We start from the raw sequence: 16,955 nt of genomic DNA, 5'->3' as shown, positions 1-16,955 counted from the left end.
GAGAAATACAGGTGCGAAGAGGTTATTCCCAACGGGAAAACTGGTTGTCACAGATCGACAATATCGATCAGATTGGCGCTGTTAAGGATTCCCGTGATTGAACTAGAGAATGCCCCATGCGCTGAGTGCCAACATACTGCCGATCAACAGAAAGCTGACGGCACCGAAAAACCGAACCGCCCGCATGGGGATTTCATCAGCCATCCGCCGTCGCAATAAAATGGCGGGCACACAGGCGATCATCACACCAACCCATCCTCCGGCAGCGGCAAATATCCCCATATCGGTTCGCGCGGCTGTGGCCGCCAGAATGAATTGGCCCTTGTCGCCGAATTGCAGAATGAACAGTCCGAGGAAAGATGTCCAGAAAGGCCCGAGGCTCCAGCCTTCCAGCAAATCGGTCGGGCGGCGCCATACCACCATGCCGACTCCGGCAAATATCAGGGAAAGGGCATAAAAAAGCTGCAAAGGTTCTTCGCTTATCCACTGGTTGACAGCAGATCCCGCTATCGCCGAAATCGCGCAATTGCACAGGGTCGCGAGGCCCAGTCCCCAAATGATCGGAGAGATGCGCCCGTATCTCATCGCCAGAGCCGCACAAAGAATCTGCGGGCGGTCGCCAAATTCAGCGAGTGCCATGGTAAAAAGAGAAGTTAGAAACGCATCCACTATATTATACGGTTAAGGCTGGCCGCCGAGGCGAAGCGCTACATTGGCCATTAGCGCTTCGGTCATGGCCGGGCTAATCTCTTCGCAATCCAGAGTCGCGCGCATCGCTTCAAGATAGAAGCGCGCTACCGTAGTCGCTCCACCATTTTGAATGGCGGGCTGCAAGGCGGTTTCGAAGGCGCAACTAAGGGCATGGAGCGCGGACAGGTGGTGCTGTGTGGCCTTTTGCCGGACATGGTCCAGATGCATCAGAAACTGCACCGGGTGCCTGGCAACCAATTCTACTGGCAGATCGTCGAGCAAAGCCTGCATTTCTGCCTGCACGAATAGATTCTGATCATGGTTCATCGCAACTACCCCTGTTTCAATGATATCATTGCAAAACATGGTTAAGAACCGGTGAACAAGGTAAAGTTGCCCGGCGGGATCATAGTGCAGGCTTTTTCTTGACATTGATCGGTCTTTTCACCATTAGCGCGGGGAACGAATGCGGCGCCAGATAGCGTCGCTGTTTTTATTTCAGCTTCTGCCTTAAGGAATGCACCATGGCGAAACCAGCCAATGTAAAGATCAAACTCGTCAGCACGGCGGATACCGGCTTTTTCTATGTAACCCGCAAAAACCCGCGGAATCTCACCGAAAAAATGGTGCAGCGCAAATATGATCCGGTTGTGCGCAAGCATGTCGAATTTAAAGAAGCCAAAATCAAATAAGCCGGCTTTGGCCTGACTTTAGCGGTGCAGAACGTGCTGTACCGATTCGATGAATTTCGCGACCGATATCGGCTTTGAGACATAAGCCTCTGCTCCGGCACTCAATATCCGGTCTTCATCACCCTTGCCGGCATAAGCGGTCACGGCCATGATCGGTATGATCTTGAGCTGACCGTCTTTCTTGATCTGCTCGATCAGCTCCAGACCGCTGATGTGAGGTAACTGGATATCCATCACGATCAGATTCGGGACAAAGCTGCGCGCCTTTTCGAGCACTTCCCGGCCATCGCTGACCGGCTCGACCACAAAACCATGGGCCCGCAGCAAGTCGCAAAATAGTTTGAGGTTCAATTCATTGTCCTCAACCACCAATACTCTTTTTGCCACGACCGGTTTTGCCCTTTCAAACTTGCTGCCGACCCATTAGGCGAAAGCGGCAATGGAAACAAATCCCAATCTCGGACCCGACGCCGACATCATCGCTTTGCAGGCACTCGGCTGGGTGTTGCAGGATCAGGATCGCGCCGAACGCTTACTGGCCCTGACCGGTCTAGACCCTCGCGAACTGCGGTCAGGTCTTGAAGACCCGACAATGCTCGCGTCCTTGCTCGGTTTTCTCGCCAATCACGAACCCGATCTAATTGCATGCGCGGAAGCCATTGGCGTGCCCCCCGCCAAACTGGCCGCTGCAGCAAATTATCTAAACGCCACCGGAGATTTTTATGAGTAATAGGCCGCTTCTGATCAGCGATTGCGACGAAGTACTGCTCCATATGGTAGTACCCTTCCAGCAATGGCTGGACAGCGACAAGCATATCCATTTCGATCTTGAAAATGGCAGCGATTTCGCAAAAGCACTGCGTCACAAACATGATGGCACTCAGGTTCTGCCGGAGCAGATCTGGCCGATGCTAAAGGAATTTTTCGACACCGAAATGCACCGCCAGGGCGCGATCGAAGGCGCGGTAGAATCGATCAACAAGCTGAGCGAAGTTGCTGACGTCGTGATATTGACCAATCTGCTGGATGATCGCCGCGAAGCGCGGGCGGAACAGCTCAAGGCCGTCGGTATCGATTTTCCCGTCTATACCAATCAGGGGGGCAAGGGAGAGCTGCTGACCGGCATAATCGCGGAATTTGAACCCAGCGTCACCGTATTTGTCGATGATCTGGGTCATCAGCATGGCAGCGTCGCCAAACATGCACCCTATGTATGGCGATTACAATTGGTCGGCGAGCCGATCTTGGCAAAGCATATCACGACCAACCCTGCTGCCAGCGCCCGTATTGATGTCTGGGGCGAAGCCCTGTCCTGGATATCCGGAAAATTTGACAATGCCCAACCGGCTCCGGCGATCGATCTGTCCTCGCAAGAGCTTGACCCCGCCAACCATGCATGAGAGATTTGCCTTATGACCGACAATATTGAAAGCGCCCTGACAGCCAAAGGTATCAAGCTGCCGACGCCCGCTGCCCCCGTAGCCTCTTATGTTCCCGCTGTGGAAGTGAACGGCCTGCTCTATATCAGCGGACAGGTCTCGATGGCCGACGGCCAATTGATCACCGGACGGCTTGGTGAAAATATGTCTCTGGAAGAAGGGCAACAGGCCGCCAAGGCCTGTGCATTGATGATTGCGGCGCAGATCAAGAAAGCGACCGGATCGCTCGACCGGGTTGACCGGATCGTCAAACTCGGCGTTTTCGTCAACAGCACCGCGGATTATACCGACCATCCCAAGGTCGCCAATGGCTGCTCCGACATGATGGAAGTGATTTTCGGTGCCGCAGGACAGCATTCCCGCAGCGCCGTCGGCGTGTCGTCTTTGCCGCTCGGCGTAGCGGTCGAGGTCGACGCCATTATTGCCCTGAAACCCGAGTGATCGGGGGCCTGCTAGACGATGCACTCGCGCCCGCTCCGGCGCCTGGCCGTGTAGCGTTCCTGAAGGGCCAACCATATGCCCATCGGGGATTGCACGGCAATGGCGTGCTGGAAAACAGCCCCGCCGCCTTTGCGGCCGCGATCAAGTTGGGTCATGGAATCGAATGTGACGTTCAGGCAGCAGAAGACGGCCGCGCCTTTGTCTTTCATGACTATGAACTGGACCGGCTGACGGACCAAACCGGTTCAATCGGCAAATTGCGCGCCGACGATATTGACCAGATCCAGCTGAAAAACGGGCATGGCAAGATTCCGCGTTTGCGCGAAACGCTGGCGCAAGTGGCGGGCCAGGTACCAATTCTGATCGAAATCAAGTCACGCAACATGCGGGTTGGTCCGCTGTGTCTTTCGGTACGCCGCGCTCTCGAAGGCTATGGCGGCAGAGCGGCTATCATGTCTTTTAATCCGCTGGTCGGCGCATGGTTTCGCAAAAATGCCGACCATATCGTTCGCGGGTTGGTAGTGACGGAAGAGGACAGCAAGAACTGGCGCGGCAGAATTGCACGCCACCGCAATCTTTGGACAGCGAAGCCCGATTTTCTGGCTTATGATATCCGCGACCTGCCTTCCCGCTTCGCCGCTGCGCAACGCGCGCGCGGTCTGCCAATCGTGACCTGGACGGTACGCTCTGCCGAACAGGAAGAAATCGCGTCAGTATATGCCGACGAACCGGTTTACGAGATGCCACAGAGCTGATCGCGATGGCTGATTCCTCCACTGGTCCTGTTGAAATTCACGCCCGCGTTGCCGATGATATCGCCAGCCTGCCGCCGGAACAATGGGATGCCTGTGCTGGCTCGGCCAATCCTTTTGTCTCCCACGCTTTTCTTTCCGCGATGGAGTTATCCGGGAGCGTCGGTCCGGGTACCGGCTGGAAGTCCCTGCCGATCATCATCGAAGATGATGCCGGCCAAATCGCTGCGTGCCTGCCCAGCTATCTCAAATCGCACAGCCAGGGCGAATATATTTTCGACCAACAATGGGCGCAAGCGTTTGAACATGCGGGCGGCCAATATTATCCTAAAATCCAGATAGCCTCGCCCTTCTCGCCGGTGCCCGGACCCCGTTTGCTGTTGCGCGACAAAACACTGGCTTTGCCGCTATTGAAAGCAGCGGAACAACTCGCGGAAAATAACGGGATTTCGTCGGTGCATGCGACCTTTGTCAGCGAGGATCAGCTCGACTATTTTCGCGAAGCGGGCTGGATGATCCGCACCGACAGCCAGTTCCACTGGCGCAACGACGGCTATGAGAGCTTTGATGATTTCCTCGCTGCCCTGTCTTCGCGGAAACGCAAGGCGATCCGCCGGGAACGGGCAAAAGCCCAAGAAGAAGTGGAAATCGTCCACTTGTCGGGCGATGATATACAGCCGGAACATTGGGACCATTTCTGGCAGTTTTATCAGGATACCGGGATGCGCAAATGGGGACAGCCCTATCTGACACGCAGCGCCTTTGATCTGCTGCACCAGAAAATGGCAAGCAAGCTGTTGCTGATATTTGCAATGCAGGACGGTATTCCGGTGGCTGGCGCGCTCAACGTCATCGGCGAAGAGACGCTCTACGGGCGCTATTGGGGTTGCACGCGCGATATCCCGTTTCTGCATTTCGAGATTTGCTATTATCAGGCGATTGATGCGGCCATAGCGCGAGGATTGAAGACAGTCGAAGCAGGAGCGCAAGGGAGCCATAAACTGGCGCGTGGCTATCAGCCTGTGCCGACCTGGTCAGCCCATTATATCGTCGATCCGGGATTTCGGTCGGCGATTGCCGACTATCTGGAACGCGAGCGGCAGGCGGTTGCTGCCGATATTGAATTTCTGGCCGATATGGGGCCGTTTAAAAAATCGTCTTAATCTAAGCTACGCGGCGTGTATTATCCTGCAACCAGCTGCGTGCTTCCCGCTGGGCTTCGGCAATTTCACGAGCCGTCATTTCCAGCGAAATTTCTGCCCGGCAGATCTTGCTTTCATCATGGCCCGATAAAGCGGCCAGATTGAACCATTTATGCGCTTCGATCAAATCAACATCGATGCCCTCGGATCCGCTAGAATAGATCATACCCAGATCAAAATATGCATTGCTGCTGCCTTGTGCTGCCTCGGAGAGGCGGCTTTCTATAAGAAAGGCGGCGCTTTTCATGCTATTGCCCATATTGTCAGTCCCTGTTCTTGTTGCCGCAATTACTGGCGACAGGACGACTTTCACCGGATTTTCCTAAAGAAATGGTTAACGCGAATTGCAGAAAATCGATTCGGTCCCGCAAAAATGGCGAGAAATCAACCAATTTTACACTATTGGATGGTTAACATAACAACAGTGTAGCCTTAGGAAACGGGGATATTGTCGATCAGGCGGGTGCGGCCGATATGGCCGGCGGCAAGAAGACGGGCCGATTTTGTAAAATCGTGCAGTAACGCAAGCGTATCGGCATCACGCAGCTCAAAATAGTCGACTTGGTGAAATCCCGACCCCAGCAATCGAGCCTTTGCATCCGCCAATGTTGCTGCCACCGGCTTGCCCGATGCTATCGCTATCGCGGCCTCCTGCATCGCTTGAGGGAGCGCTACGGCCTTTCCTCTTTCCTCTGCCGTCAGATAGGCATTGCGCGACGACAGGGCCAGACCATCGGGGTCGCGAACGGTCGGCACACCGACAATCTCATGGGTGAAGTCAAGATCGCGCGCCATCCGCCGGATGACCGCAAGCTGCTGATAGTCTTTCTCTCCGAAAAAGGCAGCATCGGGACGGGTCTGGTTAAACAGTTTTGCAACAACCGTGGCGACGCCGTCAAAATGGCCCGGTCGTGCCGCGCCGCAAAGCCCGTCGCTGATCCCGCTGACGCTGACATTGGTGGCATAGCCCGATGGATAGACCTGGTCCGCTGTCGGTGCCCATAGCAATTCGACACCTGCGGCCTTTAGCAGCGCGGCATCAGCGGCCTCCTGACGCGGGTAGGCGTCCAGATCCTCGCCCTCGCCAAACTGGGTCGGATTGACGAAGATCGAGGCGACCACCGCGTCGCATCGTTCTTTTGCCACTTCCACCAGTCGCATATGCCCCGCGTGCAGCGCACCCATGGTCGGGACCAGCCCGATTTTAAGGCCCGCTGTGCGAAACTCCGCCAAAGCATTGCGCAGCGGATTCAGCTGTCGAACAATTTGCATGCATCACTCTTTGCGTTTAGATTTTTCTGTAAAGCTCTGGTAGGCTATGCGACGGTGAACCGCCCTCCGCAAGGGCCAAGAACAGGGATTTAACTGAAAACGTGACCAATAATGCGCATCATATCGTCTTCGCCAATGAAAAGGGCGGGACCGGCAAGTCCACCACTGCGGTTCATGTCGCGGTTGCGCTTGCCCATCAGGGTCACAAGGTCGGGATCATCGATCTCGATCCGCGTCAACGCACCACCTATCGGTATCTGGAAAATCGCGACGCGACGATGAAGCGGCTGAATATTGATATTCCGCAGCCTTTTTTTGAAGTCTTCGAAGAGGACAGTGTGCCCCGGCTCGAACAGCTGATCGAACGGATGTCGCACGGCGTCGATTTTCTGCTTTATGATACGCCGGGCCGCGACGACAAATTTGCCCGCTATGTAGCAACCCGCGCGAATACACTGGTCACGCCAATCAATGACAGTTTTGTCGATTTCGATCTGATCGGACAGGTTGATCCGGAAACCTACAAGGTACGCAAATTGAGTTTCTACGCGGAACTGATCTGGGAGGCTCGCAAAGAACGGGCCAAGGCCGACGGCAAAACGATCGACTGGGTGCTGCTGAGAAACCGGACCCAATATGTCGAAGCACATAATATGAAACGGATCGTGGCAGCGCTTGCCGAATTGTCGCAGCGCGTCGGATTCCGCATCATTCCCGGTCTCAGCGAACGGGTCATCTACCGCGAACTTTTCCCTTCGGGCCTGACGATGCTCGACAAGAAGCATCTCGGCCGCCTGGCCACCAGCCATTTGGCTGCGCGTCAGGAACTGCGGGAACTGATCAAGCATCTCGCGCTGCCGCCGGCCGCCCTAAGGCAGCCGGAAGAGAATAAGCCCGTTCTCGGCAAACCCAAGCTGGTGGCCTGACCAATGGTGCCATTGCTCATATTCGGCGGCGCCATTCTCGCCTGGCTGGTGTTGTCGGGTAAGGCAAAGACCATGACTCCCAACCAGTGGCTGGCCTTGGTAATGGCGCTGGTGGGCGCGAATTTCCTGCGCGGCGGCGGGTGGATCATGGGCGGGGCGATGATTGCCGGCGCGGCTTTTCTGAGCGGCTGGCGGATCTTGATACCGGCCCGCGATCGGGCTGAGCCAAAGCGCAAACCGCGCAATTTCGAACTCGACCGGGCGCGATCCTTACTGGGAGTCAGCGATGGCGCCGGCTTTATCGAGATCAATGCAGCCTGGAAGGAACGGTTGGCGGAACATCATCCCGACAACGGTGGAGACGAGCAGTTGGCAAAGATGATCAACCGGGCGCGGGACCTGTTATTGGAAGATTTGGAAGCATCTAACCGGCAGTAGACCTGCGGTTCCTATCGACGGTAATGCTGGATTTTTAAGCATTTGCCGCTTACAAACCGGAAAATCCAACAATCCGGGACTTCCATCATGACTTCACCTTCCTCGCATGATTTCCACTCCAGTTCGCTGCGCGAATATGATATCCGCGGGATCATCGGCGAGACGCTGGGCGCGGACGATGCTTATGCGATTGGCCGCGGCTTCGGGACGCTGATCGCCCGGGACGGCGGTAGTGCGGTGGCAACCGGATTTGATGGCCGGACCAGTTCTCCGATGCTCGAAGACGCGCTGGTCCGCGGTCTCAATGACGCCGGAATCAATGCTATTTCTGTCGGAATGGGCCCCACTCCGATGCTTTATTATGCCGAATCCGTCCTGAAAACGGTCCAGGGCGGCATAATGATTACCGGTAGCCACAATCCGGCCAATTATAACGGCTTCAAGATGGTGTTTCAGGGCCGCCCCTTTTTCGGTGCCGACATATTGGGACTTGGCACCATGGCATCCGAGGGCGACTGGGATCAGGGCAGCGGGACATTCGAACGGATCGACATCGAAGATGAATATGTCGAGCGCCTGCTGAAGAATTTCACCGGCAAGGCGTTCAAGGTCGGCTGGGATTGCGGTAACGGCGCGGCGGGACCGGTAATAGAGAAACTCACCAAGCTGCTGACCGAGCGCGGCGCCGGCAAGCACCATCTTCTCTACACCGATGTCGACGGATCCTTCCCCAATCATCATCCCGATCCGACCGAGGAAAAGAACCTTGAGGATCTGAAAGCATTGGTCGCAGAGAAAGGTCTCGATTTCGGCGTGGCCTTTGACGGTGACGGCGACCGGATCGGCGCGATTGATGGTCAGGGCCGGGTCATCTGGGGCGACCAGTTGCTGCAAATCTATGCCGAGGATGTGCTGAAAAGCGAGCCCGGCGCGACGATCATCGCAGACGTCAAGGCGTCACAGGCGCTGTACGACCGGATTGCGGAACTGGGCGGCGAACCGCTGATGTGGAAAACCGGCCATAGTCTGATCAAATCGAAGATGAAGGAAACCGGCTCGCCACTCGCCGGCGAAATGAGCGGCCATGTGTTTTTCAAACATGATTATTATGGCTTTGATGACGCGCCTTATGCCGCGATCCGCCTGATTCAGGCGGCGACCAATATCGGCAAGTCGGTAACCCAGCTGCGCAGCGATATGGTCGCGATGATCAACACGCCGGAAATGCGCTTTCAGGTCGACGAAAGCCGCAAGTTCGCGGTGATCGACGAAGTATTGGCGCGGCTTTCGGCCAGCGGCGCGGAAGTCAATGACACCGACGGTGCGCGGGTCAATACCGAAGATGGCTGGTGGCTGCTCCGCGCCAGCAACACCCAGGATGTGCTGGTCGCGCGGGCCGAAGCCAAGTCGCATGACGGGCTCGACCGGCTGATGGCACAGATTGACGAACAGTTGGCATTATCCGGACTGGAGCGCGGCGAGCAGGCTGGGCATTAAATCCGGCACGGTGTAAACCATCTGGCAGCTATCAGACGAAGATTGCGCCATTGGTTCCCGGACCAACCGCAGAGATCACGAAAATTGCCGAGCAGAACATAGCGGCGATACTGGCGGCGATTTCCTGACGAAAAGTGAAGCGGGGCATGATATTTTCCTTCCTGCTGGTTGGCATTATGCGATCAACGATGCGCTATTTTGAACTGCGGGACCGACGCTTGCAGCGACCAAAACGGCAGCAGAGAAAATAGCGGCGAAAGCGGCGGCGATCTGGTTCTGGACATTGACGTTCGACATTTTAAAATTCCTTTTTCAAATTTGGGCCTTCGAAACCTGTTGTTAGCGAAGATACCAAGAGCTTTGCATGGGCTGTGCCAGTTTCTATCTATTCATATATATCAATGGCTTATGCAATTTGTCCCAATCACTTGTCCTATATAGATCCCGACTAGTAGGAATATTTCCCAACTTTTAGTCTGACGCTGCCCGGCAGATCCGATGTGCCTGTTCAAATGCACAATGGCGCGATAGTGCTGTCTCTGTTTAGATGATCCAAAGCGAAGCCGGGATACACCGGCATGGACGAGGGTGAGGAGCGATCATGGCGATACACTATGACTTGGTAATACGCGGCGGCACCATTGCCGATGGCAGTGGCGGTGAACTGATCGATGGAGACATTGCCATCAAAGACGGCCGGATCGCGGAAATCGGAAAAATTTCCGGTGCAGGCCGCGAAGAAATCGATGCCGCTGGCAAGATTGTCACCCCCGGCTTTATCGATGTGCACACCCATTATGACGGCCAGTGCATCTGGGCGGAAGAGCTCAGCCCATCCTCTTCGCACGGCGTGACCACGGCGATCATGGGCAATTGCGGCGTCGGTTTCGCGCCCTGCCGCAAGGAAGATCACGACATGCTGATCAACGTGATGGAAGGCGTCGAGGATATTCCCGGCGTGGTCATGGCCGATGGCCTGCCGTGGAGCTGGGAGACATTTCCCGAATATCTCGACGTGGTCGAGAAGGGCAAGCGCGATATCGACATCGCCGCCTATCTGCCCCACTCTCCCTTGCGCGTGTACGCCATGGGCGCGCGCGGCGCGTCCCGCGAACCGGCCAATGATGATGATCTGGCGATGATGCGCAGGTTGGCGCGCGAAGCAATGGAAGCAGGAGCGATCGGCTTTGCCACCTCGAGGCTGTCGATTCACAAGACCGCAGACGGCGGGTCAATCCCGACATTCGAAGCCGATGTGGCCGAGCTGGAAGCGATCTGCGGCGGCATGAAGGATGCGGGCACGGGGACCTTTCAGGTCGTGCTCGACGCCTTTGTCGGCTGGGACAAGGAATATAAGGTGATCGAACGGGTGGTGGAAAGCTCCGGCCGGCCGGCCACTTTCACGCTCGCATCCGGCAATGACGGACCACCGCGCTGGCGCAAGGTGCTGGATATGATCGACGCTACCCATGCCAATGGCGGCAAAGCAACCGCCCAGATCATGCCGCGTCCGATCGGCCTGATCGCCGGACTGGAGCTGACCGTCCATCCGTTCATTCTCTGCCCAAGTTGGGCGAAGATTGCCGACCTGTCCGTAGAGGAGCAGGTTGCGGCGATGCGCGATCCGGACTTGCGCGAGGCGCTGCTGAGCGAAGAATTCGAGCCCGGCCATCCGTTCAACGCGCTGGCCCGCGACTGGAACTGGCTGTTCCCGCTCGACAATCCACCGGATTATGCGCCGCCGAAAGACATGAGCATGGCAGGGCAGGCGGCGGACAAGGGCTGCACGCCGCAGGAGATTGCCTATGACCGGCTGCTCGATACCGACGGCAAGGGCCTGTTCCTCGCCGCTTTGGGCAATTACGAGAATGGCACGCTGGCCAGCGCCCACGAGATGCTCAGCCACCCGCATTGCATCCCCGGTCTTGGCGATGGCGGCGCCCATTATGGCGCGATCTGCGACGCCAGCTACTCGACCTATTTGCTGACCCAATATGTCCGCAATCCGGGAGCCGAGAGCTTTGAACTGGCGGAAGCCATCCATATGCTGTCGCACAAGGCCGCGAAAGCGATCGGGCTGGACCAGCGCGGCCTGCTCAAGCCCGGCGCAAAGGCGGATATCAATGTGATCGACCTCGACAAGCTGCAATTGCATCTGCCGGAGATCGTCCGGGATCTGCCAGCGGGTGGCCAAAGGCTGCACCAGCGCGCAACCGGCTATGATGCAACGATCGTGTCCGGCGAGATCATCCGGCGCTTCGACCAGTCCACCGGCGCGCGACCGGGACGGTTGATCCGGGGGGCATAGAGAGCGTGGAACAGTCGCTTCCGGCAGAGACAGCGGACATATTCGATCGGCTGCCGGAGGAAATGGCTGGCGCGCTGCGAAATCTTCGCGCGCTCATTCTGGAAACGGCGGCGGAAAACCCCGCCGTGGGGCCATTGCAGGAAACACTGAAATGGGGAGAGCCCGCTTTTCTCCCGTCCGCCAGCAAATCCGGCACCACCGTCCGCATCAACGCCCACAAGAATTCCCGGACACAATATGCATTTTATGTCCATTGCAGCACCGATCTCGTCGAACGCTATAAAGCCCTCTACGGTGATGTTCTGCAATTTGAAGGTAGCCGTGCCGTCCTGTTCGATCTGTCAGACGCCCTGCCCGTCGATGCGGTCAAACATTGCGTCGCCATGGCTCTAACCTATCATCTGCGCACAGACTGAACGGCTATTCGACCGCTTTTTCCGGTTCTGCCTGCCCCTGTTGCATATCGGAGAAAATGCTCCAGAGCGCGATGAACAGGGCGGCGACCAACGGGCCAATCACGATACCATTGATCCCGAACAGTTGCAGCCCGCCGAGCGTCGAGATCAGCACTACATAGTCCGGCATCCGCGTGTCCCTGCCGACCAGAGTCGGGCGGACAAGATTGTCGACCATGCTGATCACGAACACACCGCAGAGAATCAGCACGACACCCTGCCAGACATCACCGGTGATGAACAAAAACAGCGCAACAGGAAGCCATACAAATCCTGTTCCGATCGCCGGAATCAGCGAGAAGATCCCCATCAGGACCGCCCATAGCAAAGCGCCCCGGATATCGAGCGCCCAGAAGACGAGACCGCCGAGACTGCCCTGGATGATCGCGATGATCAGACTGCCCTTGATCGTCGCGCGGATGACGACCAGAAATTTTTCCTTGAGAATCTGGCCATTTTCCTCGCTCAATGGAATGATCTGATCGATCCTTTCGGCCAACACGCGACCATCGCGCAGCAGGAAGAAGGTCAGATACATCATGACGCCAAGACTGAGTAAAAACTGAAAGGCACCCTGACCGACGCTGAGCGACCGGGTGACCAGAAATTCGAGAATGGCGGAAATCGACTGTTCGATCTCCGCCCTGATGGCGGCAAAATCATTATATCCATATGCGGCCAACTGGACCTGCATCCAATGGGGGAGCGAACGTTCAAACGCCTCGAACACCGTTCCGAAATCTATGTCGCCATCCTGAACGCGCACGTAAAGACTCGCCGCTTCCTGCGCCAGAGCCATGCCCAGCAGGATCGTCGGCACCACTACCAGCAGCAATATCAGCACCAGCGTGATCACCGCGGCCAGATTGGTCCGGCCCGGCAGATAACCCAGCAGACGTTCGTAGACCGGGCGAAACAGAACGGCGACAACGACGCCCCAGACGATGGCGCCGAAAAATGGCTCGACCAGCACCGCAAATGCCAGCGAGACGATCACCAGAAGCGTGATCAGAAAGCCCCATTCAACCCGTTTCTTCGATGCATCTGGATTGTTCATTTTGTGTCGCTCTTATTGGGTCTGCTGTCGCGACCGTGTTTATATTTCTATGGTCTGCAGATACGGGAATAATTCAGGGCGGGCAAGGATCAGGCGTCATTGCCAGTCGCGATATCTGCACTATCTATAGTGCAGTACACGCACGAAAGCACATCGACGGGAGGTAAGACGGAGCAAGATCAGTATAATGGCCGACGACAAAATCCCGCCGATCCTGACCGACTGGTTTGCCTCACGCGGCTGGGCGGTGCGGGAGCATCAGCTGGAAATGCTCGCGGCAGCGCAGGCGGGACGCCATGCCTTGCTGACGGCGCCGACCGGTGCCGGCAAGACATTGGCGGGATTTCTGCCCACGCTGGTGGATCTGATTGACAATGCCGAGGACAAACCCGTTGGTGCTGAGCCTGTCGAAGCATCTGGCCAGACACAAGCCAGCCTTCCAACGGCTCCGGGCAGACAGAGCGCTCTTCACACGCTCTACATATCCCCGCTCAAGGCCCTTGCCGTCGACGTCCAGCGCAACCTGCTGACCCCGATCGAGGAAATGGGGCTGCCGATCACAGTTGAGACCCGCAGCGGCGACACGCCGGCCAGCCGCAAGGCGCGCCAGCGGGTCAAACCGCCGCAGATCCTGCTGACGACGCCGGAATCGCTCAACCTTCTGCTCAGCCAGCCTGAGAGTTTCACTCTCTTCGCCGGTCTCAGGCGGGTGGTGATCGACGAGGTCCATGCCTTTGCCACCGGCAAGCGCGGCGATCTGCTTGCCCTGTCGCTGGCGCGGCTGCAGAGGATTGCGCCGGCGATGCAGCGGGTCGCCTTGTCCGCCACGGTCGCCGAGCCGGACGATTTCCGCGCCTGGCTCGCCCCTTATGGTGATATCGACACGGTGACCCATGTGCTTGGCGCGGAGGGCGCGCCGGCCGACGTATCGATCATGCTGCCCGAAACGCCCGAAGGCGACCCGGTGCGCGTGCCCTGGTCAGGCCATGCAGGCACCTATGCGATGCCGCAGGTGATGGAGCAGATTCGCAAGAACCGGATGACATTGGTCTTCTGCAACACGCGATTTTTGGCCGAATTTACGTTCCAGAAATTGTGGGATATTAACGAGGATAATCTCGCCATCGGCGTCCACCACGGCAGCCTTTCCCGGGAAGCGCGGCGCAAGGTCGAAAACGCCATGGCGTCAGGAATGATGCGCGCTCTGGTCTGCACCGCCTCGCTCGATCTCGGGGTCGACTGGGGCGATATCGACTGCGTTATCCAGATGGGCGCTCCCAAGGGTTCCTCGCGCCTGCTGCAACGGATTGGCCGCGCCAACCACCGGCTCGATGTGTCGTCCAAGGCTTTGCTCGTGCCCGGCAACCGCTTTGAATATCTCGAGGCGCAGGCGGCGCTCGATGCGGTCAACGAAGGACGCCGCGATGGCGAGCCGTTTCGCGCCGGCGGGCTTGATGTGCTGGCCCAGCATGTGATGAGTTGCGCCTGCGCCGGACCGTTTCAAGAGGATGACCTGCTCGACGAGGTGCAAAGCGCCCTGCCCTATAGCGCTCTGTCCAAGGAACAGTTCGAGCGGGTGCTGAGCTTCACCCGCGACGGCGGCTATGCGCTCAAGGCTTATGACAAGTTCAAGCGGCTGCGGCGCGATGCCAAGGGCGTGTGGAGCCTGACTCATCCGAAATTCGCCGCCCAGCACCGGCTCAACGCCGGGATCATCGTCGACGGCGCGATGATGAATGTCCGGTTCAAAAACGGTCGCAATCTCGGCAAGGTCGAGGAAGGCTTCGCCGCCATGCTCTCGGTCGGTGACACGTTTTTCTTTGCTGGTCTCAGTCTCGAACTGATCAGGATGGACAGCAGCGATGTCATTGTCCGCGCGGCCAAGAAGGCGGCGATGATCCCGAGCTATGGCGGGGCGAGACTGCCGCTGACCACCCATTTGTCCGACCGGGTCCGCGCTTTTCTGACCGATCGCGCGGGATGGGCGCGCTTCCCGGATGATGTGCGCGAGTGGCTGGAGATGCAGGACCATCGCTCGGTCATGCCCGAGCCGGGGCAATTGCTCGTCGAGACATTCCCGCACAAGAAGCTTCATTATATGGTCGCCTACAGTTTCGAAGGCTGGAACGCGCACCAGTCGCTCGGCATGTTGCTGACCCGGCGGATGGAGGATCGTGGGCTCAAGCCGGTCGGCTTTGTCGCCAATGACTATGCGCTGGCCTGTTACAGCGTCGAGCCGGTGGCCGATCCCCGCCCCCTGTTCAGCGCCGATATATTGGAGGAGGAATTTTTCGACTGGGTCGAGGGTTCCCACCTGCTCAAACGCGCGTTCCGCGAGGTCGCGGTGATCAGCGGTCTGGTCGAGCGGCAGCATCCGGGCAAGCGCAAGACCGGCAAGCAGGTCACTTTCTCGACCGATCTGATCTTCGACGTGTTGCGCAAGTACGAGCCCGACCATCTGCTGATGCAGGCCGCCTGGGCCGATGCACGGGCGCGGATGACCGATGTCGGGCGACTGGGCGATCTGCTCGACCGGGCAGCGGACTCCCTGATCCATGTCGATCTGGAAAGAGTCAGCCCGCTCGCGGTGCCGCTGCTGGTAATGATCGGCCGCGAACATGTCGCGCAGGGGGCGACCGATGATGCGCTGCTGATCGAAGCGGAATCGCTGATCAACGAAGCGATGAAAATGGATTAGCGTCCGGCGTCTCGTCGCACGATATTAGGAAGGACGCCAATAATAGCGTAAGATGGCAAAATGGTTTGTTCAACAATGTTGCTTCCCATTTGCACCTCGCTGTTTGCAGCCCAGCTTGCAGCGTCCATTCCGGTTGAGCCGGAAGCCGAAGCCTATATTGCCGATGCCCTGCCCGACCAGTTTCTCCATCCCGATTCCGAACAGATTGACATCGCGAAGGACCGGGTCGAACGGATGACGGTATCGGTCGGCATCGCTGATGGCGGCCCTTATCAGTTCATCATCGACACGGCTTCGCAGCGCACCATATTGTCCAAGGAAATTGCCGGCGCTTTGGCGCTCGATCTTGAAGATGATGTCAGGATTACCGCATTGGCCGGCACGACCATTGTCCAGACCGTCTACGTGCCCAGCCTGACCCTCGGCAAACGCAGCTATGACAGCCTGATTTCGCCCACTTTCCGTTCTGCCAATATCGGGGCAGACGGCATTCTTGGTCTCGACAGCCTGCAGGGTCAAAGGATCCTGTTCGATTTTGTCGGAAAACAAATCTCCGTCGGCGACACCAGCGAACGGTTGGTCAGCCGGTCTCGCCGGGAAATCGTGGTGACGGCAAGGCGGCGGTCAGGACAGCTGATTTTTACCAACGCCACGATTGCCGGGATCAAGACCAGCGTGATCATCGACACCGGCGGAGAGCTTTCCGTCGGTAACAAGGCGCTGCAAAAGCGGCTACGCCTGAAATCGTCCGACGTCGTGCAAACCAGCCTCATCGATGTCACCGGCCGCTCGATCGGGGCCGATTATGCGATTGCCGAGGAATTGATAATCGGTCGCGCCCGTTTTGGTATCATTCCGATTGCTTTTGCCGATATTGCACCGTTCAAGGCTTTAAAACTGGACAAGAAGCCCGCCCTGTTTCTCGGCATGGATGCCCTGCGCCAATTTGACCGTTTGGCGATCGATTTTGCCAACCGGAAGATCTATTTCCTGCTGCCTGCTGGTCTCTAGCGACGTTATTGGTCGAATCAGAAGGCTTGTTTGTAATATAGTTGTGACAAGCCGGAACCGGGAGCGTAGCTTGTCGC

At 57.4% G+C, this 16,955-nt stretch carries 20 protein-coding genes; 13 read left to right on the top strand and 7 right to left on the bottom strand.

The annotated features are described in order from the left end of the window. Positions 1-102 precede the first annotated feature (102 nt). Entirely contained in the window at positions 103-669 is a 567-nt protein-coding gene (locus tag AAC060_RS01615) for a TMEM165/GDT1 family protein (protein ID WP_339822155.1), read from the bottom strand. Positions 670-681: 12 nt separating this feature from the next. Beyond that, entirely contained in the window at positions 682-1,017 is a 336-nt protein-coding gene (locus AAC060_RS01610) for a hypothetical protein (protein WP_339822154.1), read from the bottom strand. Between the two features lie 197 nt (positions 1,018-1,214). On the opposite strand from AAC060_RS01610, the gene rpmG reads away from it, so the two are divergent. After that, the gene (gene rpmG / locus AAC060_RS01605) at positions 1,215-1,382 is read left to right on the top strand and encodes a 50S ribosomal protein L33 (protein ID WP_066741431.1); all 168 of its coding nucleotides are present in this window, start codon (positions 1,215-1,217) and stop codon (positions 1,380-1,382) included. An 18-nt stretch (positions 1,383-1,400) separates the two neighbouring features. Here the strand turns inward: rpmG and AAC060_RS01600 are convergent, their stop codons facing one another. Further along, positions 1,401-1,769 (bottom strand): response regulator, encoded by a 369-nt coding sequence (locus tag AAC060_RS01600; RefSeq protein ID WP_339822151.1) that lies wholly within the window; start codon positions 1,767-1,769, stop codon positions 1,401-1,403. Between the two features lie 52 nt (positions 1,770-1,821). Between AAC060_RS01600 and AAC060_RS01595 the strand changes: the two genes are divergently transcribed. The 5 genes from AAC060_RS01595 to AAC060_RS01575 are packed head-to-tail and all read left to right on the top strand — an operon-like array spanning position 1,822 to position 5,177. Beyond that, a complete protein-coding gene (locus AAC060_RS01595; protein ID WP_339822148.1) occupies positions 1,822-2,112 on the top strand; it encodes a DUF3572 domain-containing protein in 291 nt (96 codons plus the stop codon). Further along, positions 2,105-2,782: an HAD family hydrolase gene (locus AAC060_RS01590; RefSeq protein WP_339822145.1), complete on the top strand. Its 678-nt coding sequence runs from the start codon at positions 2,105-2,107 to the stop codon at positions 2,780-2,782. Before AAC060_RS01595 ends, AAC060_RS01590 begins: the two co-directional genes overlap by 8 nt. A gap of 12 nt (positions 2,783-2,794) precedes the next feature. After that, positions 2,795-3,262 carry a RidA family protein gene (locus tag AAC060_RS01585; RefSeq protein WP_339822143.1) on the top strand — a complete coding sequence of 156 codons (468 nt, stop codon included), beginning with the start codon at positions 2,795-2,797 and terminating at the stop codon, positions 3,260-3,262. Beyond that, a complete protein-coding gene (locus AAC060_RS01580; RefSeq protein ID WP_339822140.1) occupies positions 3,259-4,017 on the top strand; it encodes a glycerophosphodiester phosphodiesterase family protein in 759 nt (252 codons plus the stop codon). The genes AAC060_RS01585 and AAC060_RS01580 overlap by 4 nt, the downstream gene beginning before the upstream one ends. 5 nt (positions 4,018-4,022) lie before the next feature. Beyond that, positions 4,023-5,177 (top strand): GNAT family N-acetyltransferase, encoded by a 1,155-nt coding sequence (locus tag AAC060_RS01575; RefSeq protein WP_339822137.1) that lies wholly within the window; start codon positions 4,023-4,025, stop codon positions 5,175-5,177. Position 5,178: 1 nt separating this feature from the next. On the opposite strand, the gene AAC060_RS01570 is transcribed toward AAC060_RS01575, so the two are convergent. Continuing rightward, complete coding sequence (locus tag AAC060_RS01570) at positions 5,179-5,475, bottom strand: SEL1-like repeat protein (RefSeq protein ID WP_339822135.1); 297 nt, start codon at positions 5,473-5,475, stop codon at positions 5,179-5,181. Between the two features lie 173 nt (positions 5,476-5,648). Further along, positions 5,649-6,488: a pantoate--beta-alanine ligase gene (gene panC, locus AAC060_RS01565; RefSeq protein ID WP_339822132.1), complete on the bottom strand. Its 840-nt coding sequence runs from the start codon at positions 6,486-6,488 to the stop codon at positions 5,649-5,651. A 101-nt stretch (positions 6,489-6,589) separates the two neighbouring features. Between panC and AAC060_RS01560 the strand changes: the two genes are divergently transcribed. The 3 genes from AAC060_RS01560 to AAC060_RS01550 all read left to right on the top strand — a co-directional run bounded on the left by AAC060_RS01560 (position 6,590) and on the right by AAC060_RS01550 (position 9,349). Next, positions 6,590-7,414: a division plane positioning ATPase MipZ gene (locus tag AAC060_RS01560; RefSeq protein WP_339822131.1), complete on the top strand. Its 825-nt coding sequence runs from the start codon at positions 6,590-6,592 to the stop codon at positions 7,412-7,414. A gap of 3 nt (positions 7,415-7,417) precedes the next feature. After that, complete coding sequence (locus AAC060_RS01555) at positions 7,418-7,852, top strand: J domain-containing protein (RefSeq protein WP_339822128.1); 435 nt, start codon at positions 7,418-7,420, stop codon at positions 7,850-7,852. A gap of 87 nt (positions 7,853-7,939) precedes the next feature. Continuing rightward, positions 7,940-9,349 (top strand): phosphomannomutase/phosphoglucomutase, encoded by a 1,410-nt coding sequence (locus AAC060_RS01550; protein ID WP_339822127.1) that lies wholly within the window; start codon positions 7,940-7,942, stop codon positions 9,347-9,349. Between the two features lie 174 nt (positions 9,350-9,523). On the opposite strand, the gene AAC060_RS01545 is transcribed toward AAC060_RS01550, so the two are convergent. Then, positions 9,524-9,646 (bottom strand): hypothetical protein, encoded by a 123-nt coding sequence (locus AAC060_RS01545; RefSeq protein WP_339822124.1) that lies wholly within the window; start codon positions 9,644-9,646, stop codon positions 9,524-9,526. Positions 9,647-9,950: 304 nt separating this feature from the next. On the opposite strand from AAC060_RS01545, the gene AAC060_RS01540 reads away from it, so the two are divergent. Next, on the top strand, positions 9,951-11,657 hold the full coding sequence (locus AAC060_RS01540) for a D-aminoacylase (protein ID WP_339822120.1): 1,707 nt from the start codon (positions 9,951-9,953) through the stop codon (positions 11,655-11,657). A 5-nt stretch (positions 11,658-11,662) separates the two neighbouring features. Continuing rightward, a complete protein-coding gene (locus AAC060_RS01535; RefSeq protein ID WP_339822117.1) occupies positions 11,663-12,073 on the top strand; it encodes a DUF1801 domain-containing protein in 411 nt (136 codons plus the stop codon). 4 nt (positions 12,074-12,077) lie between these two features. Here AAC060_RS01535 and AAC060_RS01530 read toward each other — a convergent pair whose 3' ends face one another. Further along, positions 12,078-13,169, bottom strand: coding sequence for an AI-2E family transporter (locus tag AAC060_RS01530; protein ID WP_339822114.1), 1,092 nt, complete (start codon positions 13,167-13,169; stop codon positions 12,078-12,080). Positions 13,170-13,356: 187 nt separating this feature from the next. Here AAC060_RS01530 and AAC060_RS01525 point away from each other — a divergent pair, with 187 nt between their 5' ends. Next, positions 13,357-15,867 carry a ligase-associated DNA damage response DEXH box helicase gene (locus tag AAC060_RS01525; RefSeq protein ID WP_339822111.1) on the top strand — a complete coding sequence of 837 codons (2,511 nt, stop codon included), beginning with the start codon at positions 13,357-13,359 and terminating at the stop codon, positions 15,865-15,867. A gap of 75 nt (positions 15,868-15,942) precedes the next feature. Beyond that, complete coding sequence (locus AAC060_RS01520) at positions 15,943-16,878, top strand: aspartyl protease family protein (protein ID WP_339822109.1); 936 nt, start codon at positions 15,943-15,945, stop codon at positions 16,876-16,878. Positions 16,879-16,955: the final 77 nt, after the last annotated feature.

Source organism: uncultured Parasphingorhabdus sp. (assembly GCF_963975555.1).
Lineage (GTDB): Bacteria > Pseudomonadota > Alphaproteobacteria > Sphingomonadales > Sphingomonadaceae > Parasphingorhabdus.
Note: the sequence above shows the minus strand (reverse complement) of the source record. Positions and strands in the feature narration are given on the sequence as shown.